Annotated in this window: 41 protein-coding genes; 2 read left to right on the top strand and 39 right to left on the bottom strand. The window is 43.4% G+C overall.

Going from position 1 to position 26,339, the window contains the following annotated elements:
- Positions 1-170: 170 nt before the first annotated feature.
- The gene (locus LAJLEIBI_RS04270) at positions 171-1,163 is read left to right on the top strand and encodes a coiled-coil domain-containing protein (RefSeq protein WP_243133343.1); all 993 of its coding nucleotides are present in this window, start codon (positions 171-173) and stop codon (positions 1,161-1,163) included.
- A 97-nt stretch (positions 1,164-1,260) separates the two neighbouring features.
- Here LAJLEIBI_RS04270 and LAJLEIBI_RS04265 read toward each other — a convergent pair whose 3' ends face one another.
- The 8 genes from LAJLEIBI_RS04265 to LAJLEIBI_RS04230 all read right to left on the bottom strand — a co-directional run bounded on the left by LAJLEIBI_RS04265 (position 1,261) and on the right by LAJLEIBI_RS04230 (position 9,754).
- Positions 1,261-2,016, bottom strand: coding sequence for an aminoglycoside phosphotransferase family protein (locus LAJLEIBI_RS04265; RefSeq protein WP_040435992.1), 756 nt, complete (start codon positions 2,014-2,016; stop codon positions 1,261-1,263).
- 271 nt (positions 2,017-2,287) lie between these two features.
- Positions 2,288-4,903, bottom strand: coding sequence for a bifunctional acetaldehyde-CoA/alcohol dehydrogenase (adhE, locus tag LAJLEIBI_RS04260; protein ID WP_149301898.1), 2,616 nt, complete (start codon positions 4,901-4,903; stop codon positions 2,288-2,290).
- Between the two features lie 256 nt (positions 4,904-5,159).
- Complete coding sequence (locus LAJLEIBI_RS04255) at positions 5,160-6,197, bottom strand: ornithine cyclodeaminase family protein (RefSeq protein WP_006445030.1); 1,038 nt, start codon at positions 6,195-6,197, stop codon at positions 5,160-5,162.
- A 73-nt stretch (positions 6,198-6,270) separates the two neighbouring features.
- Complete coding sequence (locus LAJLEIBI_RS04250) at positions 6,271-6,918, bottom strand: TetR/AcrR family transcriptional regulator (RefSeq protein WP_040435991.1); 648 nt, start codon at positions 6,916-6,918, stop codon at positions 6,271-6,273.
- A gap of 93 nt (positions 6,919-7,011) precedes the next feature.
- The gene (locus LAJLEIBI_RS04245) at positions 7,012-7,584 is read right to left on the bottom strand and encodes a zinc ribbon domain-containing protein (protein WP_040435989.1); all 573 of its coding nucleotides are present in this window, start codon (positions 7,582-7,584) and stop codon (positions 7,012-7,014) included.
- Between the two features lie 25 nt (positions 7,585-7,609).
- Complete coding sequence (locus LAJLEIBI_RS04240) at positions 7,610-8,701, bottom strand: tetratricopeptide repeat protein (protein WP_147570530.1); 1,092 nt, start codon at positions 8,699-8,701, stop codon at positions 7,610-7,612.
- Positions 8,655-9,125, bottom strand: coding sequence for a zinc ribbon domain-containing protein (locus LAJLEIBI_RS04235; protein ID WP_006445025.1), 471 nt, complete (start codon positions 9,123-9,125; stop codon positions 8,655-8,657). Before LAJLEIBI_RS04235 ends, LAJLEIBI_RS04240 begins: the two co-directional genes overlap by 47 nt.
- Positions 9,126-9,160: 35 nt before the next feature.
- Positions 9,161-9,754 carry a zinc ribbon domain-containing protein gene (locus LAJLEIBI_RS04230; protein WP_006445024.1) on the bottom strand — a complete coding sequence of 198 codons (594 nt, stop codon included), beginning with the start codon at positions 9,752-9,754 and terminating at the stop codon, positions 9,161-9,163.
- 144 nt (positions 9,755-9,898) lie between these two features.
- On the opposite strand from LAJLEIBI_RS04230, the gene LAJLEIBI_RS19480 reads away from it, so the two are divergent.
- Positions 9,899-10,111, top strand: coding sequence for a helix-turn-helix domain-containing protein (locus LAJLEIBI_RS19480; protein WP_040435988.1), 213 nt, complete (start codon positions 9,899-9,901; stop codon positions 10,109-10,111).
- Positions 10,112-10,187: 76 nt separating this feature from the next.
- Here LAJLEIBI_RS19480 and LAJLEIBI_RS04220 read toward each other — a convergent pair whose 3' ends face one another.
- The 31 genes from LAJLEIBI_RS04220 to rplC form a co-directional block, all read right to left on the bottom strand.
- Complete coding sequence (locus LAJLEIBI_RS04220) at positions 10,188-10,724, bottom strand: bL17 family ribosomal protein (RefSeq protein ID WP_006445022.1); 537 nt, start codon at positions 10,722-10,724, stop codon at positions 10,188-10,190.
- 110 nt (positions 10,725-10,834) lie between these two features.
- Positions 10,835-11,794 (bottom strand): DNA-directed RNA polymerase subunit alpha, encoded by a 960-nt coding sequence (locus LAJLEIBI_RS04215; protein ID WP_149301897.1) that lies wholly within the window; start codon positions 11,792-11,794, stop codon positions 10,835-10,837.
- 30 nt (positions 11,795-11,824) lie between these two features.
- A complete protein-coding gene (gene rpsD, locus LAJLEIBI_RS04210; RefSeq protein ID WP_040435985.1) occupies positions 11,825-12,418 on the bottom strand; it encodes a 30S ribosomal protein S4 in 594 nt (197 codons plus the stop codon).
- Positions 12,419-12,508: 90 nt separating this feature from the next.
- Positions 12,509-12,904: a 30S ribosomal protein S11 gene (rpsK, locus tag LAJLEIBI_RS04205; RefSeq protein WP_004607272.1), complete on the bottom strand. Its 396-nt coding sequence runs from the start codon at positions 12,902-12,904 to the stop codon at positions 12,509-12,511.
- A 45-nt stretch (positions 12,905-12,949) separates the two neighbouring features.
- On the bottom strand, positions 12,950-13,318 hold the full coding sequence (rpsM, locus tag LAJLEIBI_RS04200) for a 30S ribosomal protein S13 (RefSeq protein ID WP_040436058.1): 369 nt from the start codon (positions 13,316-13,318) through the stop codon (positions 12,950-12,952).
- Positions 13,319-13,831: 513 nt separating this feature from the next.
- Positions 13,832-13,945, bottom strand: a complete 114-nt coding sequence (gene rpmJ, locus LAJLEIBI_RS04195; protein WP_005339020.1) for a 50S ribosomal protein L36 — start codon at positions 13,943-13,945, stop codon at positions 13,832-13,834.
- A gap of 124 nt (positions 13,946-14,069) precedes the next feature.
- Positions 14,070-14,288 (bottom strand): translation initiation factor IF-1, encoded by a 219-nt coding sequence (gene infA, locus LAJLEIBI_RS04190; RefSeq protein WP_006445018.1) that lies wholly within the window; start codon positions 14,286-14,288, stop codon positions 14,070-14,072.
- A 1-nt stretch (position 14,289) separates the two neighbouring features.
- Positions 14,290-14,553 carry a KOW domain-containing RNA-binding protein gene (locus LAJLEIBI_RS04185; protein WP_006445017.1) on the bottom strand — a complete coding sequence of 88 codons (264 nt, stop codon included), beginning with the start codon at positions 14,551-14,553 and terminating at the stop codon, positions 14,290-14,292.
- A gap of 23 nt (positions 14,554-14,576) precedes the next feature.
- A complete protein-coding gene (gene map / locus LAJLEIBI_RS04180; RefSeq protein WP_006445016.1) occupies positions 14,577-15,332 on the bottom strand; it encodes a type I methionyl aminopeptidase in 756 nt (251 codons plus the stop codon).
- A gap of 5 nt (positions 15,333-15,337) precedes the next feature.
- Positions 15,338-15,982 (bottom strand): adenylate kinase, encoded by a 645-nt coding sequence (locus tag LAJLEIBI_RS04175; protein ID WP_006445015.1) that lies wholly within the window; start codon positions 15,980-15,982, stop codon positions 15,338-15,340.
- Between the two features lie 65 nt (positions 15,983-16,047).
- Positions 16,048-17,364 (bottom strand): preprotein translocase subunit SecY, encoded by a 1,317-nt coding sequence (gene secY, locus LAJLEIBI_RS04170; protein ID WP_006445014.1) that lies wholly within the window; start codon positions 17,362-17,364, stop codon positions 16,048-16,050.
- On the bottom strand, positions 17,364-17,804 hold the full coding sequence (gene rplO, locus LAJLEIBI_RS04165) for a 50S ribosomal protein L15 (protein WP_006445013.1): 441 nt from the start codon (positions 17,802-17,804) through the stop codon (positions 17,364-17,366). The genes secY and rplO overlap by 1 nt, the downstream gene beginning before the upstream one ends.
- A gap of 27 nt (positions 17,805-17,831) precedes the next feature.
- Positions 17,832-18,011, bottom strand: coding sequence for a 50S ribosomal protein L30 (rpmD, locus tag LAJLEIBI_RS04160; protein ID WP_006445012.1), 180 nt, complete (start codon positions 18,009-18,011; stop codon positions 17,832-17,834).
- A gap of 14 nt (positions 18,012-18,025) precedes the next feature.
- Entirely contained in the window at positions 18,026-18,535 is a 510-nt protein-coding gene (gene rpsE, locus LAJLEIBI_RS04155) for a 30S ribosomal protein S5 (protein ID WP_006445011.1), read from the bottom strand.
- A gap of 14 nt (positions 18,536-18,549) precedes the next feature.
- On the bottom strand, positions 18,550-18,918 hold the full coding sequence (rplR, locus tag LAJLEIBI_RS04150; RefSeq protein ID WP_040435983.1) for a 50S ribosomal protein L18: 369 nt from the start codon (positions 18,916-18,918) through the stop codon (positions 18,550-18,552).
- Between the two features lie 17 nt (positions 18,919-18,935).
- Entirely contained in the window at positions 18,936-19,478 is a 543-nt protein-coding gene (gene rplF, locus LAJLEIBI_RS04145) for a 50S ribosomal protein L6 (RefSeq protein ID WP_006445009.1), read from the bottom strand.
- Between the two features lie 82 nt (positions 19,479-19,560).
- The gene (gene rpsH, locus LAJLEIBI_RS04140) at positions 19,561-19,962 is read right to left on the bottom strand and encodes a 30S ribosomal protein S8 (protein ID WP_006445008.1); all 402 of its coding nucleotides are present in this window, start codon (positions 19,960-19,962) and stop codon (positions 19,561-19,563) included.
- Positions 19,963-19,982: 20 nt separating this feature from the next.
- Positions 19,983-20,168 carry a type Z 30S ribosomal protein S14 gene (locus LAJLEIBI_RS04135; RefSeq protein WP_006427396.1) on the bottom strand — a complete coding sequence of 62 codons (186 nt, stop codon included), beginning with the start codon at positions 20,166-20,168 and terminating at the stop codon, positions 19,983-19,985.
- Positions 20,169-20,179: 11 nt separating this feature from the next.
- Positions 20,180-20,719, bottom strand: a complete 540-nt coding sequence (rplE, locus tag LAJLEIBI_RS04130) for a 50S ribosomal protein L5 (protein ID WP_040435982.1) — start codon at positions 20,717-20,719, stop codon at positions 20,180-20,182.
- A gap of 23 nt (positions 20,720-20,742) precedes the next feature.
- Positions 20,743-21,054, bottom strand: a complete 312-nt coding sequence (rplX, locus tag LAJLEIBI_RS04125; protein WP_040435981.1) for a 50S ribosomal protein L24 — start codon at positions 21,052-21,054, stop codon at positions 20,743-20,745.
- A 15-nt stretch (positions 21,055-21,069) separates the two neighbouring features.
- Entirely contained in the window at positions 21,070-21,438 is a 369-nt protein-coding gene (rplN, locus tag LAJLEIBI_RS04120) for a 50S ribosomal protein L14 (protein ID WP_006445005.1), read from the bottom strand.
- 19 nt (positions 21,439-21,457) lie between these two features.
- The gene (gene rpsQ, locus LAJLEIBI_RS04115; RefSeq protein WP_006445004.1) at positions 21,458-21,712 is read right to left on the bottom strand and encodes a 30S ribosomal protein S17; all 255 of its coding nucleotides are present in this window, start codon (positions 21,710-21,712) and stop codon (positions 21,458-21,460) included.
- Positions 21,713-21,732: 20 nt separating this feature from the next.
- A complete protein-coding gene (gene rpmC / locus LAJLEIBI_RS04110) occupies positions 21,733-21,942 on the bottom strand; it encodes a 50S ribosomal protein L29 (RefSeq protein ID WP_006445003.1) in 210 nt (69 codons plus the stop codon).
- Positions 21,932-22,369, bottom strand: a complete 438-nt coding sequence (rplP, locus tag LAJLEIBI_RS04105; RefSeq protein ID WP_006445002.1) for a 50S ribosomal protein L16 — start codon at positions 22,367-22,369, stop codon at positions 21,932-21,934. Before rplP ends, rpmC begins: the two co-directional genes overlap by 11 nt.
- Complete coding sequence (rpsC, locus tag LAJLEIBI_RS04100) at positions 22,369-23,025, bottom strand: 30S ribosomal protein S3 (protein ID WP_006445001.1); 657 nt, start codon at positions 23,023-23,025, stop codon at positions 22,369-22,371. Before rpsC ends, rplP begins: the two co-directional genes overlap by 1 nt.
- An 11-nt stretch (positions 23,026-23,036) precedes the next feature.
- Positions 23,037-23,423, bottom strand: coding sequence for a 50S ribosomal protein L22 (gene rplV, locus LAJLEIBI_RS04095; protein WP_004607294.1), 387 nt, complete (start codon positions 23,421-23,423; stop codon positions 23,037-23,039).
- 30 nt (positions 23,424-23,453) lie between these two features.
- Positions 23,454-23,735: a 30S ribosomal protein S19 gene (rpsS, locus tag LAJLEIBI_RS04090; RefSeq protein ID WP_004607295.1), complete on the bottom strand. Its 282-nt coding sequence runs from the start codon at positions 23,733-23,735 to the stop codon at positions 23,454-23,456.
- Between the two features lie 21 nt (positions 23,736-23,756).
- The gene (rplB, locus tag LAJLEIBI_RS04085; protein ID WP_040435979.1) at positions 23,757-24,599 is read right to left on the bottom strand and encodes a 50S ribosomal protein L2; all 843 of its coding nucleotides are present in this window, start codon (positions 24,597-24,599) and stop codon (positions 23,757-23,759) included.
- An 82-nt stretch (positions 24,600-24,681) separates the two neighbouring features.
- Positions 24,682-24,987 (bottom strand): 50S ribosomal protein L23, encoded by a 306-nt coding sequence (gene rplW, locus LAJLEIBI_RS04080; RefSeq protein ID WP_006444998.1) that lies wholly within the window; start codon positions 24,985-24,987, stop codon positions 24,682-24,684.
- Positions 24,987-25,607, bottom strand: coding sequence for a 50S ribosomal protein L4 (gene rplD / locus LAJLEIBI_RS04075; RefSeq protein WP_006444997.1), 621 nt, complete (start codon positions 25,605-25,607; stop codon positions 24,987-24,989). Before rplD ends, rplW begins: the two co-directional genes overlap by 1 nt.
- 29 nt (positions 25,608-25,636) lie before the next feature.
- Positions 25,637-26,317 (bottom strand): 50S ribosomal protein L3, encoded by a 681-nt coding sequence (gene rplC / locus LAJLEIBI_RS04070; protein ID WP_006444996.1) that lies wholly within the window; start codon positions 26,315-26,317, stop codon positions 25,637-25,639.
- Positions 26,318-26,339: the final 22 nt, after the last annotated feature.

The raw sequence follows: 26,339 nt of genomic DNA, 5'->3' as shown, positions 1-26,339 counted from the left end.
TATAAAGCAATTTGTTGTATAATAGAAAAGCACTCGCTAAAAAGGGAAAGGAAATGTATATGAAGAGTACGAAAAAGAAACGTATATTGCGTGCTGCTATATGTCTTACTTGCGCCGTAACAATTGCTTCTGTTAATACATCGGTATATGCAGAACCTTCAACAAACGAGTTGGAAGGAAAGACATCTGATCTGCAGGGGGAGCTTAAAGACCTTAACAGTCAGCTGTCGACCTTGTCTGATGAGCTGGACGCAACATCTTCCAAGATAGAAGAGCTCTCTGCTTCGGTTGAAAAGTCCAAACTGGACGTTGCCGCTGCAAAGCTGAATGAAGATGCCCAGTATGACGCCATGAAGGACAGGATCAAGTTTATGTATGAAGGCGGAAGCGCCTCCTTACTGGAAATACTTTTTTCCTCCGAGAACATGGCAGATTTTTTAAACAAGGCAGAATTTGTATCTAATATCAGTACATATGACAGACAGATGTTGGACGAACTTCAAGCGGTCCGTGTCGACATCGAGAAGAAACAGGAAACTTTAGAAACACAACAAGAGGAATTAGCGGGACTGCAAAGCGACCTGGAATCCAAACAGGAAGCATTAAATGCAAAGATATCTTCTACTTCAGGTGAATTATCCAAATACAGCGCTCAGCTGGAACGGGCAAAAGCCGCGGCTGCCGCACTTAAAACTGCTCAGGATAATTCCGTTGCCGGCTCCACATCAGCGCCGGGCAAAAATACTGACAATGGTAATAAAAACAACAATACTGACGGCAGCAACGGAGGAACTGTCAACAATGGAGGCTCCATTGATGCCAATGTAAGTGATACTGCATTATTCGCTGCAATACTTGAGTGCGAGGCAGGCGGCAGTTACGATGGTATGCTGGCCGTTGCCACAGTTATTATGAACAGAGTGTCCAGTCCGAGTTATCCGAACTCTATCCGCGGAGTCATCTATCAGTCCGGCCAGTTTGCGCCCACCTGGGATGGCAGCCTGAACCGGGTTCTGGCAAGGGGACCGTCGCAGTCAGCCTATTCAGCGGCACAGGCCGCACTTGGCGGAGCAAGACACGCTGCCGTTCTTAATTGTTATTCGTTTAATGCCGCATGGACAGGCGCTTCCGGTGTTAACGTAGGCGGAAACGTGTTCTGGTAGGCCATAAGATCTTTCTTTTAATTGTCACAAAAAGTCCGAAGGAGAAACCGATATTCTCTTCCGGACTTTTTTATTACATATTAATACTTCACGTCTTCTACTGATAGTCCATAACGTCTATCCACTTCATGAGGAAGTCCTTTTCCAGCTCGTTGTCTTTTGTAAGCTGTGCCGCAGCCACTATCGGGAGCCACTGCTGCACATACTGCCTTGCCGTATCCGATTTCCTGCAGAACATTTTCAGATACAGATCTGCCGTCTCCTGATTCTTTAAAGCAAAGAGCAGATACGTCATGGCTGCGTCCGCACTGGCATTGCCCTGTGTCGCATGCGCCCAGTCAACGATCGTCATCTTCCCGTTCTTTCCCACGATCACATTGCTCGGGTTAAAATCACCGTGACATACTTTGTCATGCTTCGGCATACTGTCGAGCCTTGTGAGCAGTTCATACCTGGTCGTCGCATCCAGCTCTTTCAGGCTGTTGATCTGCCGTGCCAGTTTATCATGAAGTTTATTGAGGAGAGGCGCCTTCCTGCTGTGCATTTCCAGCTGAAGATCCACAAAATCCTCCATATATTTCTCCAGATTGCCGGCGTCTACGAGCATCATCTCTTCCAGCGTTTTCCCATCCTTATACTCGATCACAATTGACCATCTTCCGTCGATCTCCGTCACTTCTTTCACTTTCGGTATGTCAAGGCCTGCAGCCTCTACCCGCGCCGTATTCAATGCTTCGTTAAACACATCAGCCTTCGGATGGTTTGGATTGAATACCTTAACAATGTCCTTCTCACATTTATACACTTTCTTATGTGGTCTCTCAACGATCAAAGCAGCTTTCTCCATGTTCATAGTCTTACCTCCTTGTATGTATTTACAGCCGTTCATTTATTTGATATTGTCATTATACACCTGCCTTCTTTGTTTGAAAAGACTTTTTTGATATTTTTTTAACTTATTTTTGGTCATCATAATTATTGTTAATTATTTAACATATAGCAAAGAACATTATTTTATGCAGTTATACCGTAAAATACGATTTGGGACGCGGCATTTTACATTGCCGCGTCCCAAATCCATGGGAAAAACTTATTATGAAAAATTTTGAGAGAAAGCTATTGTTTTATTTACCATAGTAGCACTTCAGGTAAAGTTCTTTGATCTCCTTCATCAGCGGATATCGTGGGTTGGCTCCTGTACACTGGTCATTGAACGCCTGCTCTACCATGTCGTCCAATGTATCCAGGAAATATTTCTCATCTATGCCATAATCTTTGATCGTCTTCTTGATGCCGATCTTTTCTTTTAAATCTTCAAGTTTTGCCACAAAGCTGTTCAGCACTTCCTGGTCATCCTTGCCCTGGCATCCTGCAAACCGCCCTAACTCTGCGTATCTTGCAAGTGCATGGGGATATTCATACTGTGAGAATGTTCCCATCTTCGTCGGCACTTCAGCGGCATTGTATTTCATAACTTCCGTGAGGAGGACTGCATTGGCGACTCCGTGCGGCAGATGGTGGAAAGCTCCTAATTTATGCGCCATGGAATGGTTGAGGCCAAGGAACGCATTGGCAAATGCCATACCTGCCATACAGGACGCGTTAGCCATCATCTCACGTGCCTTCGGGTCGTTTGCGCCGTTTTCGTATGCGGACGGCAGATAGTCAAATACATTTTTGACCGCCTTCATCGCAAGCCCGTCTGTGTAGTCTGTTGCCATAATTGATACATAAGCTTCGATCGCGTGTGTCATAACGTCAATACCTGACGCGCTCGTAAGTCCCTTTGGCTGTGTCATCATATTGTCAACATCGACGATGGCCATATTCGGAAGAAGCTCATAGTCAGCGATAGGCCATTTCACTCCAGTGTCCGCATCTGTAATGATCGCAAACGGAGTCACCTCGGAGCCGGTGCCTGAAGATGTAGGAATCGCTACAAAGTAAGCTTTTTCCCCCATTTTCGGGAACGTATATACTCTCTTTCGGATATCCATGAAATCCATCGCCATATCTTCAAAGTTTACATCTGGATGCTCATACATCACCCACATGATCTTAGCCGCGTCCATGGCGGATCCTCCGCCCAGGGCGATGATCGTATCAGGCTCAAACTGCTTCATCTGGTCGGTGCCCTTCTGCGCGCACTGCAGTGTCGGGTCCGGCGCCACTTCATAGAAGCATGTATGCTGTATACCCATCTCGTCCAGCTTTTCCTCTATTGGCGCTACATAACCGTTTTTATATAAGAAGGAGTCAGTTACGATAAATGCTTTTTTCTTTTTCATAACTGTTCCAAGTTCGTCAAGTGCTACCGGCATACAGCCTTTCTTAAAGTATACCTTCTCAGGTGTTCTGAACCAAAGCATGTTTTCTCTCCTCTCGGCAACTGTCTTGATGTTGATCAAGTGCTTAACCCCTACATTCTCTGATACGGAGTTCCCGCCCCAGGAACCACATCCAAGCGTCAGAGACGGAGCAAGCTTGAAGTTATACAAGTCGCCGATGCCGCCGTGTGAGGACGGTGTGTTGATAAGAATCCGGCAAGTCTTCATTGCCGCCGCATGCTTTGCGATCTTCTCCTGCTCTGCCGGGTGTACATACAGAGACGCCGTATGTCCGTAACCTCCGTCGGCCACGAGCTGCTCTGCCTTGGCAAGTGCATCATCAAATGTTTTTGCCCTGTACATTCCGAGTACCGGTGACAATTTTTCATGGGCAAATTCTTCTGAAATGTCGACAGATTCAACTTCACCGATGAGTATTTTCGTGTCCTCAGGTACTTCCACTCCTGCAAGCCTGGCGATCTCATATGCAGACTTTCCTGGAATCTTGTTGTTCAAAGCACCGTTGATAATAATTGTCTTGCGGACTTTGTCAAGCTCCTCGCCTTTCTTTAAGAAATAACAGCCTCTGTATGCAAATTCTTTCTTTACTTCATCATATACACTGTCCAGTACAGTAACAGACTGCTCGGACGCACATATCATTCCGTTGTCAAATGTCTTGGAGTGAATAATAGAGTTCACTGCCATTCTGATGTCTGCTGTATCATCTATAATTACAGGAGTATTTCCCGCGCCGACGCCGAGCGCCGGTTTTCCGGAAGAATACGCGGCCTTTACCATGCCCGGTCCTCCGGTCGCAAGTATAATATCTGCGTCTTTCATAACCATGTTTGTAAGCTCAAGAGACGGAACATCGATCCAGCCTATGATGCCTTCCGGAGCTCCGGCCTTGACTGCCGCATCCAGTACGATCTTTGCGGCCGCTATTGTAGATGCCTTCGCTGACGGATGGGGGCTGATTATGATCGCGTTTCTCGTCTTCAGACAGATAAGTGTCTTAAATATTGCCGTAGAAGTTGGATTCGTCGTCGGTATAACCGCTGCCACGAGACCGATCGGCTCTGCGATCTTCTTAATTCCGAGCGCCTTATCCTCCTCGATAACACCGCATGTTTTTGTATCCTTATATGCATTGTAAATGTATTCGGCAGCATAATGATTCTTGATGACTTTGTCTTCCACGATACCTCGTCCTGTCTCCTCTACCGCCTGCTTTGCCAGCGGAATACGCATCTTGTTTGCCGCCAGCGCAGCCTCGTAGAATATTTTATCGACCTGCTCCTGTGTGTATGTGGCAAATACTTTCTGAGCCTCTCTCATAGCCTTCATTTTGGCCCCGAGAGTCTCTACACTGTCAACAACTGCTGGTACTGCTTCCTTCTTCTTCGCCATTTTATTGTTCCTCCCGTTAAAGTGTTTATCTTTCTTTCTGGGCCTAGTATAGTACCTCGTTAAATATTTGTCAATACTTTTTTGATATTTTTTTAACGATATTTTATATCATTATATTCATTATTATTTTTTATAATCTTCCCAAACACACTAAAAAGGCGGTTCTTAAACTGTCAAACCAGAAAAAGAACCGCCTTTTTATGCACAGCGACAATAAAGAGCGCCTGTCGTGTGCTTCATATTGTCAAATTAATAACTAAAGCTTCATGACTGTCCCGAGATTTCGCTCAAGCGCAGAATCGAAAATAAATTTCGCCATGGCGACGTCACATACAGACATTCCGATATTGGAGCACACGATCCGTTCTTCTTTCCGCTCTCTTCCCGGCTTGAGTCCCGCTATGATCTCGCCTGTCTCTGCATATATATCAGGCAGTCCGTCCGGAAAATATCCCATGCTGTCAAACAGAACATGCTCATCTTTGCTGTCCACGATATACTTATCCGCATTCTTCTGGATACTGGCCTCCCAGAACGTGTTCAAGTCACAGGGAAGGATCGTCTGTCCTGCGTGAAGCCACTCTTCCTTCACAACAGCCATATTTTCTCTTGTTATGATCGTTGCGGAGGACATGACATCACAATTGGCCGCCACTTCCTCAGGGGAAGCTGCTTTTATGATCTCTATGCCGGATATCTCATCCTTTACCTCTTCAACAAGACGGTCCATGGATTCCTGCCGTACATCATATACGTATATTTTTTTCAGGTTTTTCAGCTTCTTAACGATAAACCTTACATGACCTATCCCCTGTACACCGCAGCCAAACATGCCAAATGTCTCCGCATCCGGATGCAGCGCTGCCGCGGCTATAGAAGTAACTGCAGGTGTCCGCATCGCCGTGAGCCATGCCCCGTCCATAATGACAAGCGGAAAGCCGGTAAGTATCTCATTTAAGATCATGAGCCCCGATGTCTGGGGCAGTCCGTATTCTTTTGGATTCCTCGGATAACATTCGATCCATTTCTCGCCGCAGGCCATCTGCCCGGGCACATATGCCGGCATAGCGTGGTAAAATACATCGTCATACGGATGTATGCCGATCTTGGCAGGCATCTCATACTCTTTATTCCCGTGGGCCGTCAGAGTCTTTTCGATGATTTCCAATGTCTCGTCCGTATCCGGCCCGGCCTCAATGCACTGGTCTTTTGTCAGATATAGTATCTCGCTTCCTATCTTGATCTTTCTTTCGACCCTGTCCTTTTCTTTTCTCAGCATTTCGTCCATGTTCATAATTGTCCCTCCTTATCTAAGGTATCAACTGATCGTTAAAAGATTAATCGCGATTAATTTTGGATATAAAAGATTATGCCACAAATCTGAAGACTATTTCCTCCAGACATTTCATAAACTCGTCAGTCTTGCCTGTAGCGTCTGCAGACACTCCCTGCGCTCTTTCGTCAAGGATATCTTTCAAATACCCTTTGTACAGATGAATGCTTGCACTGTTTAAAAGCTTCGCATCACTTCTGCTCAGATTCCTGTCCTTTACACAATGCTCGATCATCAGGTAATCTCTGTGACTGAAATCACCGTCTATAAATATAACCTCCTTCCCTTTTCCGATCATATCCAGCTCCTCCGGATACATCTGATAATATTCCTTCATTATCTGATCCAGCCTGGCGCTGTATTTTCCAAAGAACAGATTGTCAAATATCTCGGGTCTCTCAAATGAGGATTCCGCAAAGCACCTCCAAACCGCAAAATGAAGCTTCAGGCCGTCCTGTATCCGCTCAAAACAACTGGCCACATCTTTGAGGTACCCCCTCAGAAACTGCAGCGACGCATACAGGACAAGTTCATCCATTCCCGTGAAATAACGGTATATATTTGCAGGGTTACAGTCCATCACCTTTCCGAGCCGGCGGATACTCAACGCCTGGATCCCCTCCTTCGAGAGAATTTCATATGTTGCCTTTATAAATTGTTCTTTGGAAATATTCTCTTTCATATCCGCTCCGCGATCAATTAAGTTGGCTTCATTATAGTCCCGCGCTGACACGAAGTCAAGAGAGATCAATAAGGTACCATCTGTTTTATTAATTTATACTTTTTTATCTATTTTTGTGTACAATAGAAAAGATATTAGAATACCTAATACAATTGTTCCGACGGTAATTTTTCCATATACATATACGATCTGGTACGCTATCATCTGAGTGGAATCAAATAAGGTTCCATCGAAAATAAGCATCCCTGTCTTTATCAATACTGCAAATCCAATAATTATAAAACCCATGCTAATGTGATATACATGATGTTTTACGCTGTTTATTCCCATAACACATGTGAAAATTAATATAGCAAATACTGCTGTATACACTAACAAGCCTATTAAACCTGTATCTTTATCTATAAATTTAAAATAATTCCATGTACTCTTTATATTTGTTAAGAATACCCGGGTCCAGCGAAGAATCATAAGCGCATACATGATACAAATGAGAATATCTACTGCACTCATGCCATTCCAAGTATCTTTTTTTGTACTCTCACTGACCTCTGATACCTGTACTGTATCTGGTAATGCTGCTGTGTCAGAAAATTGAGGAACTCCGCAATATGGGCAATACTTATCAGCAACTTCAATGGGTCTTCCACATTTAAAACAGAACATCTAAACTCCTCCTTCAGTACCCCATTTATTCTGGTAAAAATGGAACGCCATTATCCTTCAACCCAGATGCGCTTGTGGACCAGTATGTAGAGTCACCTCTGACATAGATCAGTTTATCATCATCTGTCTTTCCTAAAGATTTAAATTCCCCTGCTACGGCGCGGGCTGTCCCGCTGCTATAGTCTTCTTCCCCTTTTTTTCTCCATCTCATTTCCATTTCTCCGTCCATCAGATTATTCGTATAATTCCCTACGACATACATTTCATTTGCTTGTTCTCCTCCATAATTATCATAGTACAAAGTGCATTCTCCATTTACCATATCCTCTTCCCACAGACCGTCTGCATAATAATAGCTCTCATTATAATAACCTATCTGAATACCGTTCCCATTTCTAAAACCATCCATGATATCGCCGACATAAATCCCATCTGCAACATTAAATATAATTCCAGGACCATCTTCTATTTTTTCTACTATCTTTCCGTTCTGCATATAAAGCTGTCCATATTCATCTGCTGTCACTGACTCCAATGTATCATACACTTCCTGATAACGTCCTGAATAAATGTTGTCGGACATGTTCATAAGGAAGTTATACTTCTCTTCATATTCTTTTAATTCTTCTACCTCTTGTTCCGTTTTTATGCCTTCTTCATTGGCAGTTTCCAGAATGTTGTAACTATTGCTGAACTCTCCCAGATCGCGATAGAGATATGCCAGCCCTGTATATGCTTTGCCGTTTTCCGGTAAAATGTCCATTGCTTTTTCATATTCCCTGACTGCATCATCGTATTTTCCGCTCGCGTAAAAACGTTCCGCTCTTTTTATCGCTGCATTATAATTTTTAGTATCACTATATACTTTAAATCCCATTAATGCCGTTATACAGATAACCAGAGTGATTATAGATATATACAAAGTTTTCCTCGTCTTTTTTTTATAAACATTCTGAATCTGCTCCTGTTCTAATTCCTTTCCACATTTCAGGCAAAATTTAGCGCCCTGGGGGTTTTCTGTATTACATTCTTTACAAATCATTTTTTTCTCCTTAAATACGAATTGTATTTCACTTGACTGGTCTCCCGCAATAAGTGCAGAACAACTGATGCTCATCTATTTCATTGCCACATTGACTACACTTTTTCTGTTCAGCAGACAGCATCCCGTCATTATCTAAAGCTGCTTCTTTGACTCTGGTTCCACAGACATTGCAGAAAACTGAATTTAGCGGTATTGCAGTATTACAGTTAGGGCAATAACTTTCACTTATGATCTGCTCCTTAAGCTCTTCTATCTGCCTGTCTAATTCATAAATACGATTGACTATTTGAGAAAACTCCTCCGTCAGGCTGTCTCTGTCTTTTTTATGTAAGCTGTAATAAATACTTCCCAGTTCAACAAAACTTTCTTTTTTCTGCTCTTCCAGACTTTTTATTGTAATGGATACTTTTGCATGATTAGATATCTCCTTAGTCTTTTGAAGAGCTCCCTGTCCCAATGCAGTCAGAGTTCTGTCAATGTCCTCTAAAAATGCCATAGAAATCTACCTCGCTTTCTCCTTTGTACTGAGCTTTATAAATAATCATACGCCTGAAATTCTTCTAGTCTCTCACCTGACTGTAATTCCTCGCCTTCATAAAATATTGTTGTATCACCAAACGCACTGGCGGGGTTCGCAACAGCAACATAAATAAATTGCAGTCCCCTGTCTCCAGTAGGGGCATAAATAGGCACATAAATCATTTCGTTATAACGGTAGGCTTCGTCACCTCTTACTTCATAGTACTCGGTAGTAGACAAAGTTTTTAAATTATCTGATTGCAAAAATGCTCCGACTGCCTTAGCCGCAGTCTGTTCATTTATCACCTTGTCCGAACTTGATACCGCTGCCTCCGGTTCCTCATTATTCTGTCCAACGCTGTCTCCTTCTGCCTTACTGACCCCGCTCTTAAGATGCTTGCTATCAACCGGCTCAGTGCTGAAAATTCCACTGACCATGTAAATAATACATACAGAAATAATCGCAATCGTAGGTACTATCATTTTGATTTTTGTACTTCTCTTCGTATGCAAACCAATATTGACTGGTTTTAGAGGCGCGCCGCAATTTCCACAGAATTTGCTTCCTTGCCCAGTTTCTTTTCCACATTTACTGCAAAAACTCATCGATATCCCCCCTTTGCTATACCTATTCCACTTTTAAAAATTCTAATTTTATATTTCACGATAATTATACCTATTTTATTAGGTATATTCAATGCTTAATTAGTAAAATATAATTTTTATTATAGATATAAGGGGGCTAACAAAATGACTAATCCTGCGACCTTTTCATATGCTCCCCTTTGGGAGACCATGAAAAAGAAAAATGTATCAACATATAAGCTGATAACTACTTATAATTTTAATAAAGGAACTATATATCATCTAAAGCGTGGTGACAATGTAACCATATCTACTTTGGCTATATTATGCCAGATTTTAGAATGTTCAATTTCGGATATCGTAGAAATTAAATATTAATTAAAAACAGGGTTCCGGCCCTTATGGAATTATCCATAAGGGCCGGAACCCTGTTTCACATATTGATCAGCTTATTTTATACAAGTTCAAGAAGAACTTCCATCGCAGCGTCACCTTTACGCTGTCCGATCTTAACGATTCTTGTATAACCGCCGTTGCGTCCTGTATACTTAGGAGCAATCTCATCGAACATTTTTGCGACAAGGTCAACTTCCTTTGTATTTTTCTTTCTTCCTGCCTGTGCAGCCGGAACTTCTTTTACAGGATAAAGAACCTTCATCATCTCACGTCTTGCGTGAAGTCTGCCCGGCATATCCTTTTTAACTTTCTTCTCAACTTCATCGTAAACAGTAACTTTCTTTCCGTCTACTACTTCTTTCACTCTCTTGCCGTCTTTGTCCTTGCGGGCAACTTTGGCCTTTACAGTTACTTCTTCAAAGTTGTCTTTTTCTCTTACCGCCATTGCAATGAGACCTTCTGCTACCTTGCGGATCTCTTTTGCTTTAGCTTCTGTCGTAACGATCTTGCCGTTGTTGAGCAATGCTGTTACCTGATTTCTGATCAATGCTTTTCTCTGGCTTGATGTTCTTCCAAGCTTTCTATATTTTGCCATCTTTCTAATCCTCCATTATCCAACATCTGGTTATGCTTCTTCGGTCTTACTAGCCGGATGCCCTGTCATGCTCTTTTGGTCTTACTGACAGTGTGATTTTATTATGTGGGCTACTCCTCGCCTCTGCTGAGACATAAGCCTAATTCATCTAACTTTGCCAACACTTCTTCCAAAGACTTACGTCCAAGGTTACGAACTTTCATCATATCTTCCGGTGTCCTGTTTGTCAGTTCTTCAACTGTATTGATCCCGGCTCTCTTCAGGCAATTGTATGAACGAACGGATAACTCCAGTTCGTCGATACTCATTTCCAGCACTTTTTCCTTCTCATCGTCTTCTTTTTCGATCATAACTTCCGCTGCCTGGGCAACTTCTGACAGGTCGATGAAGAGTTTAAGTTGTTCGCTGAGTACCTTTGCCGCTAAGCTGACTGCTTCGTCCGGAAGCAAAGTTCCGTTGGTATATACATCTAATGTCAATTTGTCAAAGTCTGTGATCTGACCAACACGTGTGTTCTCAACAGTAAGGTTTACACGCTCCACCGGGGTGTAAATAGAATCAATCGGAATTACTGCGATTGGTAACTCGTCGTTTTTATTCTTGTCAGCACTTACATATCCCCTGCCCTTTGTGATGGTAAGCTCCATGTATAATTTGCTGTCTGCCCCGCCATTCAGTGTCGCAATAACTGTTTCAGGATTCATGATCTCAATATCCTGGTCTACCTGGATATCCGCTGCTGTGACAACGCCTTCACCTTCAAATTCAATGTAGGCTGTCTTCGGCTCATCTGTCTCAGACGTATTTTTGATAGCCAGTGATTTCAAATTCATGACGATTTCGGTAACATCTTCTTTCACGCCCGGAATTGAACTGAATTCGTGCAGCACACCGTCGATTTTCACCTGACTGATCGCTGACCCCGGCAGAGATGAAAGCATGATTCTCCGAAGAGAGTTACCCAAAGTTGTACCATATCCTCTTTCCAGAGGTTCCACAACAAATCTTCCATACTTTTTATCTTCTGAAATCTCAGTTATTTCAATATTCGGTTTATTAAAATCAAACACTAAGTCCACCTCCTGTGGTGTTACGGGTTATTATTTAGAATATAATTCGACGATCAACATTTCGTCAACAGGAACATCGATTGCATCACGTGCAGGAAGTTCCTTAACAGTTCCTTTCAGGTTTTCAGTATCTACCTCTAACCAGTCCGGAACCAAACGTCCTCCTGTAACTTCCAGGATCCCTTTGTATCTCGGAGAGCTTTTGTGTTTTTCTTTGATCTCAACAACATCGCCTGCTTTTACAATGTAAGAAGGAATGTTGATCTGTTTTCCGTTTACCATCACATGTTTGTGGTCAACGATCTGTCTTGCCTCGCGTCTTGTTCTTGCGAGTCCCATACGGAATACGACATTGTCAAGTCTTGACTCAAGAAGAATCATAAGATTCTCACCTGTCATTCCGCTCATCTGTTTTGCCTTTGTGTAATAGTTTCTGAAAGGTTTTTCTAATACGCCATAGATAAATTTCGCTTTCTGCTTCTCACGTAACTGGAGACCATACTCGCTCATCTTTCTGTTAGATCTTTTTAACTGTCTGTTGGATTTTTTATCAATTCCTAAATAGATCGGGTCCATACCAAGTGAACGACATCTTTTAAGAACCGGAACTCTGTTAACTGCCATATCTACGATTTCCTCCTAATTATTCCAGCGGATATGCACGATCCGCGTCACTGCTTGCTTAAATGTAAACTTCCACTTCGCGGCCGCTTACTAGACTCTTCTGCGCTTCGGCGGGCGGCAGCCATTGTGTGGTACCGGAGTCACGTCCTTGATGCTTGTTACGTCGATGCCGCATGCCTGAAGCGCACGGATCGCTGCTTCTCTCCCTGAACCTGGTCCCTTAACCATAACGTCTACTGATTTTAAACCATGTACCAATGCTGCTTTAGCCGCTGTCTCAGCTGCCATCTGAGCTGCATAAGGAGTAGATTTCCTTGAACCTCTAAATCCCAGACCGCCTGCACTTGCCCATGAAAGAGCATTACCCTGTGCATCTGTCAATGTAACAATTGTATTGTTAAAAGATGACTGGATGTGTGCTTGTCCGCGTTCAACGTTTTTCTTGACACGTTTCTTTGTCACTTTCTTTGTAACTTTCTTTGCCATAATAAAACTAACCTACACTTTCCTTTTTATTCATTAATGTGTTGCTTATTTCTTCTTGTTTGCTACTGTTCTCTTAGGACCTTTTCTCGTTCTCGCGTTTGTCTTTGTCTTCTGACCGCGCACCGGAAGTCCTTTTCTGTGACGGATACCTCTGTAGCATCCGATCTCCTGTAATCTCTTTATGTTCAGAGCGATCTCTCTTCTGAGATCACCTTCTACTGTCTGAGTTTCATCGATTACAGCACTGATCTTCTTTACGTCTTCGTCTGTAAGGTCTCTGCAGCGAATGTCAGGGCTAACGCCTGCCTCGCTGAGAATACGTGTCGCACTCGTCCTTCCGATCCCATAAATATAAGTAAGTCCGATCTCTACACGTTTGTCTCTTGGTAAGTCTACACCTGCTATACGAGCCATGTGAATTTCCTCCATTTTCTTTTTTTGTTGTTCTGACGTGCTGTCCTGCCCGGCTTTTGCCGCGTCTTTTCGGCGCGGAACGCTGTGCCGGCTTGATTTCGCTTCGCTTATCTTTGCCCGGCTTTTGCCGTGTCCTTTCGACATGGGTACGCCGTGCCAGCTCGATTCCGCTTTGCTCCATCTCGCTGCGGGCTATCGCCCTATAAAGTCTTCACAACCTGTCTTTTATCAAGCAAGCTTGAAAAAGCCAGTTCTGAATCCTTTGCACGTCTCAATTGGTTTCATATTGTCTCTAACTGGGGAGAGGTTGGTCTCCCAGGCGTGTCGGTATGCGCGCCCTTTCCGGCCACCGGATTTACCGTGATGACGGGCCGGTATTATAAGCAATATACGAGGATATTCACCGGCTATGGTGTTTCCCAGTATATTTTAAATAGTCTACACACTGCCTGGTGTGTCTACTATCAGCCGCCTATTTTAGTCTGCATAAACTACATATTGACTTCAACGGGATTATCCCTGACGCTGTTTATGCTTTGGATTCTCGCAGATAATGCGAACACTTCCTTTTCTCTTGATAACTTTGCATTTTTCGCAAATTGGTTTTACTGATGATCTAACCTTCACGTCAAATCCTCCTTTCATCCATTGCTCTGCCTACGTTTTCCGCGCGCGTTTCCAGTATTTGCCCAGAAACACGCTTATATATTATAGCACCGTCTGTCAAACAAAGTCAATAGATATTTGAATATTATTTATCTCTCCAGATGATCCTTCCTTTTGAAAGATCGTACGGGGATAACTCCAGTGTTACCTTGTCTCCCGGCAGTATCTTGATAAAGTTCATGCGCAGCTTTCCGCTGATATGCGCAAGCACCTGGTGACCGTTTTCCAGCTCCACCTGAAACATTGCGTTAGGCAATTTCTCTACTACTTTTCCTTCAATCTCAATTACGTCAGCTTTTGACATATTATAAATCCTCCTGATTCTTTTTTTCCTTATTAAAATTTTTAAGTATCTGTTTTATCGCTGCATCATCTGCTGCTGTCATATCGAATTCTCTCAGGATCGGCTGTACATGCTTTTTTTTCTTCTTTTTCAGCCTGCCAAGAGTTCTAATTTTACCGTCTGCTAAATATACATATGCATCATCGGTGTCCACTATAACATAAACCTGCCCTTTATCATGACCCGCCTTAGATTTTGCAAGCATTCCTGTCTTTACTTCTTCCATATCTACTGTCCTCTTTACTTAAATCACTTCGATAAGGTCAAAAGTTTCGGTTCATCGTCTGTTATCAATACCGTATTCTCATAATGAGCAGATAAAGAGCCGTCCCGCGACACCACAGTCCAGTCATCATCAAGCCAGTCGACTTCCCATGTGCCCGCATTGATCATCGGCTCTATCGCAAGTGTCATACCCGCTTTGAGCTTTACGCCTTTTCTGTTCATCTCATAATTCGGTATCTCCGGAGCTTCATGCAGATTCGTTCCGATCCCGTGGCCGCACAAGTCACGCACCACCCCATAACCGAAGCTCTCCGCATATCTTCCGATCGCCGCCGAAATTTCAAATAGATAATTGCCTTCTTTTGCGTACTTTATACCTTCAAAGAAGCTTTCTCTGGTAACTTCTACCAGTTTTTCGGCCTCTTTGCTCAGTTCCCCGATGCCGTGTGTCCTCGCGGCATCGGAATGATATCCTTTATATATGACCCCCGCATCGAGACTTACAATATCACCGTCCTTCAATATACGGTGACTGTCCGGTATGCCGTGAACGACCTCCTCATTGACGGATACACAGACAGACGCCGGATAGCCGTTGTAATTCAGGAAGGAAGGGATACAGCCGTAACTGCGGATCACTTCCTCCCCCAGTACATCTATGTCCTTGGTGCTCATGCCCGGATGTAATTCTTTGGCAAGCTCGTTGTGAACGATCTCAAGAATCCGTCCGGCTTCTGTCATTAATTCAATTTCTCTGCCTGATTTTATACTGATTGGCATACGTCCTACGCTCCTAAGATTTCTACGATCGCACGGAATACATCTTCAATGTCAGCTGTTCCGTCAACTGTCTTTAATATACCGGCATTAGTATAGTAATCTATCAGAGGCTGTGTCTGTTCATGGTACACGGAAAGCCGCTTCTTTACCGTCTCCGGCTTGTCGTCATCCCGCAGGATCAATCCGCCCCCGCACGTGTCACAGATGCCGTCTTTCTCTGTCGGCGCATACTCGAGATGATAGGTGGCGCCGCATGTGACACAGGCACGGCGGCCGCCCATACGGCGTATGATATTCTCATCCGGAACATCAACGTCTATGGCATAGTCAACCTTCTGTCCGAGCTCTGCAAGCGCTTTGTCCAGCGCCTCCGCCTGGGGTATTGTTCTCGGAAATCCGTCCAGCACGTAACCGTCCCGGCAGTCTTCCTGGTTCACGCGGTCTACCACCAGGTCTACGACGAGTTCATCCGGCACGAGAAGACCCTGGTCCATGTACGTCTTGGCCTTTTTGCCCAGTTCCGTTCCATTTTTAATATTCGCTCTGAAGATATCACCAGTTGAAATGTGAGGAATACTGAATTTTGCGGCAATTTTTTTTGCCTGAGTTCCTTTGCCCGCCCCCGGCGCGCCTAACATAATAATCTTCATAATATGTGTTCCTCCTTATAGCATTTTAACCCGCAGAAAAAAAATTCTGCGAGTTCAAAATGGTGTTAATTATTTAAAAATCCCTTGTAGTTACGTACAAGCATCTGTGATTCTATCTGCTTCAGAGTCTCCAACACAACGCTGACGATAATGATAAGCGATGTACCGCCGAAAGATACTTTCGCTCCAAGCCAGCCGTTAAAGAATATTGGAACAATCTGTATAAGTACAAGGCCGCATGCTCCGACAAAAATAATGTAATTCAATATTCTCGTCAAATATTCAACTGTCGGTTTCCCAGGTCTGATACCAGGGATAAATCCTCCGCTTTTCTTCATGTTGTTTGCTATCTCCAACGGATTAAATGTAATCGATGTGTAGAAATAAGCAAAGAACACGGTCAGGATGATATACACGAGTAATCCCCACGAATATTTCAAGTGTTCCGGATTGCACCAGTTCCCCTGATTCATGCCGCGCAGGATCTCACTGCCTATCCCCGTTCCGCCGTCTTTCCCGAGGAAAGACGCGATCACGATCGGGAACTGCATCAGTGAGGATGCGAAGATGATCGGTATAACACCCGCGGTATTTATCTTCAGCGGTATGTGTGTGGACTGACCGCCGAATGTTTTTCTTCCGACTACTTTCTGTGAGTACTGGACTGCGATCCTTCTCTCGCCGTCCTGAAGGACAATTACAAATACAACCAGCGCAAGGATGATCGCAAAGATGATAACTACTGCCAGTCCTCCCGAAGCAAGGCTTTTTCCTTTGACGAACTGTTCAAACAGTGTCGACATATCGTTCGGAATACGCGAAATAATATTTATAACGAGTACGATAGAAATACCATTTCCGACTCCTTTTTCCGTAATTCTTTCACCAATCCACATCAGAAGTGCACTGCCGGCAGTCAGCGTCAGAACTACGATTGCGGCATTTACAAAGTTATACTCTACAAGAAGACCTCTCCGTCCGAAACCGACCGCCATCGCGGTGGACTCTATAAGGGCAAGGGCTACCGTGAGGTAACGTGTGATCGCTACAATCTTCTTTCTTCCGTCCTCTCCTTCTTTCTGCATTTCCTCAAGTTTCGGAATTGCAATCGTAAGAAGCTGCATGATGATGGAAGATGTAATGTATGGTGTAATACTAAGAGCGAATACAGACATCTGCTCAAAGGATCCACCGGTGAAAGCGTTAAACAAGTTAAACGCTTCCCCCGTATTCTGTGCAAAGAAATCTTTGATATAACTTGGATCCACACCAGGTGTTGGCAGTTCAGATCCAATTCTTATCACGATCAACATCAAAAATGTATATCCGATTTTTTTGCGAATATCCTTTATTTGAAATGCCTTTCGGAAAGTTTCTAACATTAGATCACCTCTGCTTTTCCACCTAAAGCCTCAATCTTAGCTGCAGCGCCTGCACTGAACGCATTTGCCTGTACTGTAAGCTTCTTCGTCAGCTCCCCGTTGCCGAGAATCTTGACGCCGTCTTTCGGGTTCTTAACGATTCCCTGTTCCAGTAATGTTTCAACTGTAACAACCGCATCATTATCAAACACCTCAAGAGCGCTTACATTGATACCAACGATATCTTTAGAGTTTCTGTTCGTGAAACCTCTCTTTGGTATTCTTCTATATAACGGCATCTGGCCGCCTTCAAAACCAGGTCTTGTAGCTCCTGAACGAGCTTTCTGGCCTTTATGTCCCTTGCCGGCTGTCTTACCGTTTCCAGAGCCGTGTCCACGTCCTCTTCTGAAATTATCACTCTGTTTTGCTCCGTCAGCAGGTCTTAAGTTTGATAAGTCCATTGTGACACCTCCTATCTGATTGTTATATTATACTTCTTCAACTTTTACCAGGTGACAAACCTGTTTGATCATACCTCTTGTTGCTGCATTATCCGGCAGTTCAACTGTCTTGTTTAACTTCTTAAGTCCTAAAGCTTCAACAGTTTTCTTATGCTTTGGTACAGCACCAATTGTAGATTTTACTAATGTGACTTTTAAATTTGCCATTATGATCTACCTCCTTAGCCTAAGATCTCTTCTACAGATTTACCGCGAAGCTTAGCTACTTCTTCCGGAGTCTTTAACTGGCGTAATCCGTCGATCGTAGCAAGAACTACGTTCTGCTTGTTGTTAGAACCGAGAGATTTTGTACGGATATTTTTGATTCCCGCCATCTCGATCACAGCACGCGCCGGGCCTCCGGCGATAACTCCAGTACCATCCGGAGCCTTCTTAAGTAACACGGAAGCTCCTCCGAATTTACCGATAAAATCATGTGTAATACTATCGTTCTCATCTAATGCTACAGTAATAAGATTTTTTGCTGCGTCTTCTTTTCCTTTGCGGATCGCTTCAGGAATTTCAGTCGCTTTTCCTAAACCTGCACCAACATGGCCGTTTCCGTCGCCTACAACTACTAAAGCTGTGAATCTGAAGTTACGACCACCCTTAACAACCTTGGTAACACGTTTAATTGATACCACTTTTTCATTTAATTCTAATTGACCAGCATCAATTCGTACTTGTTTCATGTGTGCTCCTCCTTCTAGAAATTCAACCCAGCTTCTCTAGCTGCGTCTGCTAATGCCTGAACTTTTCCCTGGTATATAAAGCCGCCTCGGTCAAAGACAACATCTTTAATACCTTTTTCGATTGCTTTTTCTGCAATTACTTTTCCTAAATATGCTGCTGCTTTTACGTCGTTGGTCTTTTCCAAGTTTGCTTTCACATCTTTCTGAAGAGTGGAAGCTGCAACCAGAGTGCTGCCAACTGTATCGTCAATAATCTGAGCATACATATGATTATTGCTTCTGAACACGGCTAAACGCGGGCATTCAGACGTACCGCTGAAACGGTTACGTAATTTTCTGTGTTTATTAACACGAACTTTGCTTCTTGACTTTTTGCTAACCATTTTCACACTCTCCTTATTTATTTCTTACCAGTCTTACCAACTTTACGTCTGATAACTTCATCAGCATACTTGATACCTTTGCCCTTGTATGGCTCCGGTCTTCTCTTGTCTCTGATCTCAGCTGCGTATTGGCCTACTTTTTCTTTATCGATACCCTTGACGATGATCTTGTTCTGGCCTTCCATCACTGTTTCAACGCCTTCCGGATCTGTCATCTCTACCGGATGAGAATACCCAAGACTCAATGTCAATTTGTTTCCTGATTTTGCCGCTCTGTATCCAACACCGTTAACTTCCAGAACCTTCTGGTATCCGTCCGTCACACCAACAACCATGTTGTTGACAAGTGTTCTTGTAAGACCGTGTAAAGATTTCATCTTCTTTAAGTCGTTCGGTCTTGTAACGATGATCTGGTCGCCTTCCTGCTTGATCTCCATCTCTGCAGGAAGTTCTTTTTCAAGTGTTCCCTTTGGACCTTTTACAGTCACTTTATTATTCTCTGCAATCTCAACAGTTACGCCTGCCGGAACTGCAACTGGCAGTCTTCCTATACGTGACATACCTAATCCTCCTTAACTTAAATTCTCGGAAAGAGCGTCTGCGCTCCCTCTGTTTTCAGTTGTTTCTAATGTTATTTTCAGTCTACCAGATAAAAGCCAGTACCTCTCCGCCTACGCCGAGCTTTCTTGCTTCTTTGTCTGTGATGACACCCTGATTTGTTGAAATGATAGCTGTTCCGAGTCCGCCTAACACTTTAGGAAGCTCAGCCTGGCTAGCGTATACACGAAGACCTGGTTTAGAGATTCTCTTAAGTCCTGTGATAACTTTTTCATTCTTGTCTGCACCGTATTTTAACGTAATGTGGATCGTCTTGAACACACCGTCTTCTACGATATCATATTTCTCAATATATCCCTCATCTAATAAGATGTTTGCGATTGCAGTCTTCATCTTTGATGCAGGTACATCTACTGTATCATGTTTAGCAGTATTCGCGTTACGGATTCTCGTAAGCATATCTGCGATTGGATCACTCATAGTCATGTGAAATGTCCTCCTTCCTCTTACCAGCTTGCTTTCTTTACGCCTGGGATCTGTCCTTTATATGCCAACTCGCGGAAGCAAACACGGCAGATTCCATATTTTCTTAAATATGCATGCGGACGTCCGCAGATTCTGCAACGATTGTATTCTCTGGTAGAGAACTTCTGCTTACGCTGCTGTTTAACTTTCATTGCTGTCTTAGCCATAATTTACCTCCTTATTTTGTAAATGGCATGTTGAACTGTGTTAACAATTCACGCGCCTCTTCGTCTGTCTTGGCAGTTGTAACAAAGATGATATCCATACCTCTTACCTTATCTACCTTATCGTATTCGATCTCCGGGAAGATAAGCTGCTCCTTGATACCAAGTGCATAGTTTCCTCTGCCGTCAAATGCATTCGGATTAACACCTCTGAAGTCACGTACACGAGGTAATGCGAGGTTAACCAGACGGTCAACAAACTCATACATCTTTTCTCCTCTTAAAGTAACTTTACATCCGATTGGCATTCCTTCTCTTAACTTGAAGTTCGCTACAGATTTTTTCGCTTTACAGATAACTGCTTTCTGTCCTGTGATCTTCTCCAGGTCAGCGACAGCTGACTCTAAAATCTTTGCATTGTCTTTTGCTTCGCCAACACCCATGTTGATAACAACTTTATCGAGTTTTGGCACTTCCATAATATTTTTATAACCGAACTTTTTATTCATCGCTTCGACGATCTCGTTCTGGTACTGTTCTTTCAGTCTACTCAAAGTCATGGACCTCCTTCCTCAAATTAATCAATCACTTCGCCTGTTGATTTGGCGTAACGTACTTTTTTCTCGCCCTCTGTCTTAAAGCCTACACGTGTGGCCTGGCCTTTGTGCACGTACATTACGTTAGAAACATCGATAGGTCCTTCCTGATGAATGATGCCACCATTCTGATTGGAAGCACTTGGTTTCGTGTGCTTTGTCAGCATGTTGACTCCCTCTACGGTAACCTTACCATCTTTCTGGTTAACGGCGACAACTTTACCTTCTTTGTCTTTATCTTTACCGGCGATAACCTTTACAGTGTCGCCCTTTTTAATTTTTTTCATTGACATCTTGCGCGCACCTCCTTATAGTACTTCCGGAGCCAGGGAGACAATTCTCATGAACTGCTTCTCACGGAGCTCTCTTGCTACTGGCCCGAAGATACGGGTTCCTCTTGGTGTCTTGTCATCTTTTATAATAACAGCAGCATTTTCGTCGAAACGGATATAAGAACCGTCTTTACGGCGAGTACTGTTTACAGTACGAACAACTACAGCTTTTACTACATCGCCCTTTTTAACAACGCCGCCTGGTGTTGCATCTTTAACAGTCGCAACGATTATGTCGCCGATGCTTGCATATCTTCTCGTTGAGCCGCCAAGCACACGGATGCACAGTAACTCTTTAGCACCTGTATTGTCTGCTACTTTAAGTCTGCTTTCTTGCTGTATCATGCAGGTTTCCCTCCTTATACTATTTCACTTTTTCCATAACTTCAACAAGTCTCCATCTCTTGTCTTTAGACAGCGGTCTTGTTTCCATAACTTTTACTTTGTCGCCAATGTTGCATTCGTTTGCTTCATCATGTGCTTTCAATTTATATGTTCTCTTTACGATCTTCTTGTAAAGCGGATGTTTTACATGATCTTCAACCGCAACTACTATGGTCTTATCCATTTTATTGCTAACAACCTTGCCCACGCGGGTTTTTCTAAGATTTCTTTCCACAGTTTATGCTCCTTTCCGGATTATTCCGCAGCATTTGCCTTTTCAGTGATTACTGTCTGAATTCTGGCAATGTTTCTTCTTACTTCTTTAATTCTGCTTGTGTTGTCTAACTGATTTGTTGCGTTCTGGAATCTTAAGTTAAAAAGTTCCTTCTTAGCAGCTACTAATTCTTCGTTCAGCTCTGCAGCTGATTTTGTTTTTAAATCTTCTACAAATGCATTAATTTTCACTGTTATCACCGCCTTCTAAGTCTGCGCGAGAAACTACTTTACATTTACATGGCAGCTTGTGAGTCGCCAGACGAAGAGCTTCTCTGGCCACTTCTTCAGACACGCCTGCGATCTCAAACATAACGCGTCCCGGCTTAACAACCGCTACCCAGTATTCTAAGGTTCCTTTACCAGAACCCATACGTGTTTCAGCTGGTTTCGTAGTTACAGGTTTATCAGGGAATATTTTGATCCATACTTTACCGCCACGCTTGATGTAACGTGTCATGGCGATACGGGCAGCCTCTATCTGGTTGGAACGGATCCAGCAGGGCTCCATGGCAACGATACCATATTCACCGTTTGTGATCTTGTTTCCACGAAGCGCTTTACCCTTCATGGAACCACGGAATTGTTTACGACGTTTAACTCTTTTTGGCATTAACATTATTTATCGCTCCCTTCCTTTGCTGCTTTTTCCGGAAGAACTTCGCCTTTGTAAATCCATACTTTAACACCGACTTTACCGTAAGTCGTGTTTGCCTCAGCGAATCCGTAATCAATGTCTGCTCTCAGTGTCTGAAGAGGAATCGTACCTTCACTGTAGAACTCTGTACGGGCCATATCAGCTCCGCCGAGTCTTCCTGATACAGAAGTCTTAACACCGAGCGCTCCTGCTTTCATAGTTCTGGACATACAGGATTTCATTGCACGTCTGAAAGAAATACGGTTCTCCAGCTGCTGCGCAATGTTCTCAGCTACTAACTGAGCGTCTTTGTCCGGTCTTTTGATCTCTTTGATGTCTACGACTAATTTCTTGTCTGTGAACCTCTTAAGCTCACCTTTTACTTTTTCTATCTCAACTCCGCCTTTACCGATCACGACACCTGGCTTAGCTGTATAAATGATAATTTTAACGCGGTCGGATGCTCTCTCGATTTCAATATCGGAGATTCCTGCGCTGTATAATCTCTTTTTAAGATACGTTCTGATATCATGGTCTTCCACAAGGTAATCGGCGAACTCTTTTTCTGCGTACCACTTAGAATCCCAATCTTTAATAACGCCGACTCTTAAACCATGAGGATTAACTTTCTGTCCCATGTCTGCCCTCCTTATCTTTCATCAAGCACAAGTGTGATGTGGCTCATACGTTTCTCGATTCTGTAAGCCCTTCCCTGCGCTCTAGGTCTGATTCTCTTCATTGTTGGTCCTTTGTTTGCATAAGCTTCTGCAATGTAAAGGTTCTCAGCGTTCATGCCGTTGTTGTTCTCAGCATTTGCGATTGCAGATTCTAATAATTTCTTTATTAAACTAGAAGCATATCTTGGATTGTAAGTTAAAATACCAAGTGCTGTTGTTACATCCTTACCTCTGATGGCATCTAATACGAAACATGCTTTCTGGACAGAAACTCTTGCATAAGATAACTTTGCAGAAGGTCTTGTGTCTTTGTTAGCATTTCTTTCTCTCTTGATTTGGGATCTATGTCCTTTAGCCATGGATGAACCCTCCTTTCAAATACGTTATTACTATCTTACTTTAGATTTCTTTTCGTCTTTTCCATGTCCTCTGTATGTTCTCGTTGCCACAAACTCTCCGAGCTTGTGTCCAACCATATCCTCTGTTACATATACAGGTACATGTTTTCTTCCGTCATGAACGGCAATTGTATGTCCAACCATGCTTGGGAAGATTGTAGAACGGCGGGACCAAGTCTTGATAACAGACTTATCTCCGGATGCGTTCATTGCATCAACCTTCTTGAGCAGGCTTGCGTCTGCGAATGGTCCTTTTTTAATTGAACGTGCCATAAGTTCTAACCTCCTTGTAAACTATTTAATCGCTTTACCATCTCTTCTTCTTACAATCATCTTGTTAGAAGCTTTGTTTTTCTTTCTCGTCTTAAGACCAAGTGCTGGTTTGCCCCAAGGTGTACATGGACCCGGACGTCCGATTCCAGTCTTACCTTCACCACCACCGTGTGGATGGTCATTCGGGTTCATAACAGAACCGCGTACAGTAGGTCTGAAGCCCATATGGCGTTTACGTCCTGCTTTACCGATGTTGATGAGGTTGTGGTCTCCATTTCCTACAACGCCTACAGAAGCTCTGCAGATGATCGGTACCATTCTCATCTCTCCTGACGGAAGTCTCAGTGTCGCATATTTTCCTTCTTTCGCCATCAGCTGTGCGCTGTTGCCTGCGGAACGAACAAGCTGTCCGCCTTTTCCCGGGTACATCTCAATGTTGTGGATCTGTGTACCTACCGGGATCTCAGAAAGAGGAAGGCAGTTGCCGGCCTTTACTTCTGCTTCAGGTCCGTTCATGACCTTCATGCCTGCTTTTAACCCTTCTGGTGCAAGGATGTAAGCCTTCTCACCGTCTGCGTAGCAGATCAGCGCGATGTTGGCTGTTCTGTTCGGATCATACTCGATACCTACAACAGTTGCCGGAATTCCGTCTTTTCTTCTCTTGAAGTCAATGATTCTATATTTTTTCTTAGCTCCGCCTCCGCGGTGTCTAACTGTAATTTTGCCTTGATTATTACGTCCTGCCTGTCTGCTCTTTGGAGCTAACAGAGATTTTTCTGGAGTTGTCTTCGTGATTTCCGCGAAATCTGATCCAGTCATCTGTCTTCTGGAAGGCGTATATGGGTTATATGTTTTGATTCCCATGATTGCTTCTCCTTTCAATACTGTTTATTATCACGGTTTCTGTCCGTATACTTTGAGCACTTAACGAGGTCCTTGTTACCTCTTATAATCCCTCAAAGATCTCGATATCTTTGCTGTCTTCTGTAAGCTGAACAACCGCTTTTTTAGTCTTCGCCGTCTTGCCGAACTGCATTGTCCCGCGCACTCTCTTCTTCTTGCCGTCACAGTTCATTGTGTTGACGTTCTTTACTTTTGCTCCGTCAAACATCTTCTCAACAGCTTCTTTTACCTGAGATTTTGTTGCCTGCGGGTGTACAAGGAACGTGTATTTCTTGTCGCCCATAAGCTCCATACTCTTCTCTGTAACTACCGGTTTAAGGATTACATCATAATATTTAATATCAGCCATTATGCGTACACCTCCTCGATGTTAGCAACAGCAGCTTTCGTTGCGATCACTGTGTTGTATTTTAAGATGTCGTACACATTGATCGTATTAGTCTTTGCTGTTTTAACATCCGCAATGTTTCTTGCTGAAAGTTCAGCGTTTGTGTTGCCGTCTTCTAATACTACTAATGCTTTGGATACATCCAGGTTCTTTAATACGTTTGCAAAGTTCTTTGTCTTGATCTCGTCAAATGCGATCTCATCAACAACGATGAATTTCTTCTCTTCTACCTTTGTTGTAAGAGCAGATTTAAGAGCAGCTCTCTTCTCTTTCTTATTCATTTTGAATGAATAATCTCTCGGTGTCGGAGCAAATACTACTCCACCGCCTGTCCATTGCGGAGCTCTTGTAGATCCCTGTCTTGCATGACCGGTACCTTTCTGTCTCCATGGTTTTCTTCCGCCTCCGGAAACTTCAGAACGTGTCTTAGCTTTCTGTGTTCCCTGACGTTTATTTGCAAGCTGGCTTACAACTGCCATGTGTACGAGGTGTTCGTTAACTTCAACACCAAATACCGCATCGTTTAAGTCGATTGTGCCAACTTCTTTACCTTCTATATTGTAAACAGATACGTTTGCCATCTCTAGTTTCCTCCTTCCTGAGTCACGGCTTAAACTGCCTTGACTGCTTCTTTAATTGTTACTAAAGATTTCTTTGGTCCCGGCACAGAACCCTTTACCAAAAGTAAGTTGTTCTCTGCATCAACGCGGACAACTTCAAGGTTCTGAATCGTTATCTTCTTGCTTCCCATATGTCCGGGCATTTTCTTGCCTTTGAATACTTTGCTCGGGTCAGAAGCAGCACCGTTGGAACCTGCGTGACGATGGAACTTGGAACCATGTGTCATAGGTCCTCTGTGCTGGTTATGTCTCTTGATCGCACCCTGGAAACCTTTACCCTTGGAAACCGCTGTGGCGTCGATCTTGTCGCCTGCTTCAAAGATGTCAGCTTTGATCTCCTGTGCCAGTTCATATTCAGATGCATTTTCAAACTTGAATTCTCTTACGAATCTCTTGCCGGATACACCCGCTTTTGCAAAATGTCCCTGCTCTGCTTTGGTCACACCGTGGCGGTGAACAATTTCCTTCTTACCGCTTTTGTCTTTGTTGACCGTCTTTTCTTTCTTGTCAACGAATCCAACCTGCACTGCATCATAACCGTCATTCTCTGCTGTCTTGACCTGTGTCACGACACAAGGGCCAGCCTGAAGTACAGTTACCGGTGTCAATGTACCGTCTTCGTTGAAGATCTGAGTCATTCCGACTTTTGTAGCTAAAATAGCTTTCTTCATTATAATTACCTCCTGTGATTTA

The organism is [Clostridium] hylemonae DSM 15053, assembly GCF_008281175.1.
GTDB lineage: Bacteria > Bacillota > Clostridia > Lachnospirales > Lachnospiraceae > Extibacter > Extibacter hylemonae.
Note: the sequence above shows the minus strand (reverse complement) of the source record. Positions and strands in the feature narration are given on the sequence as shown.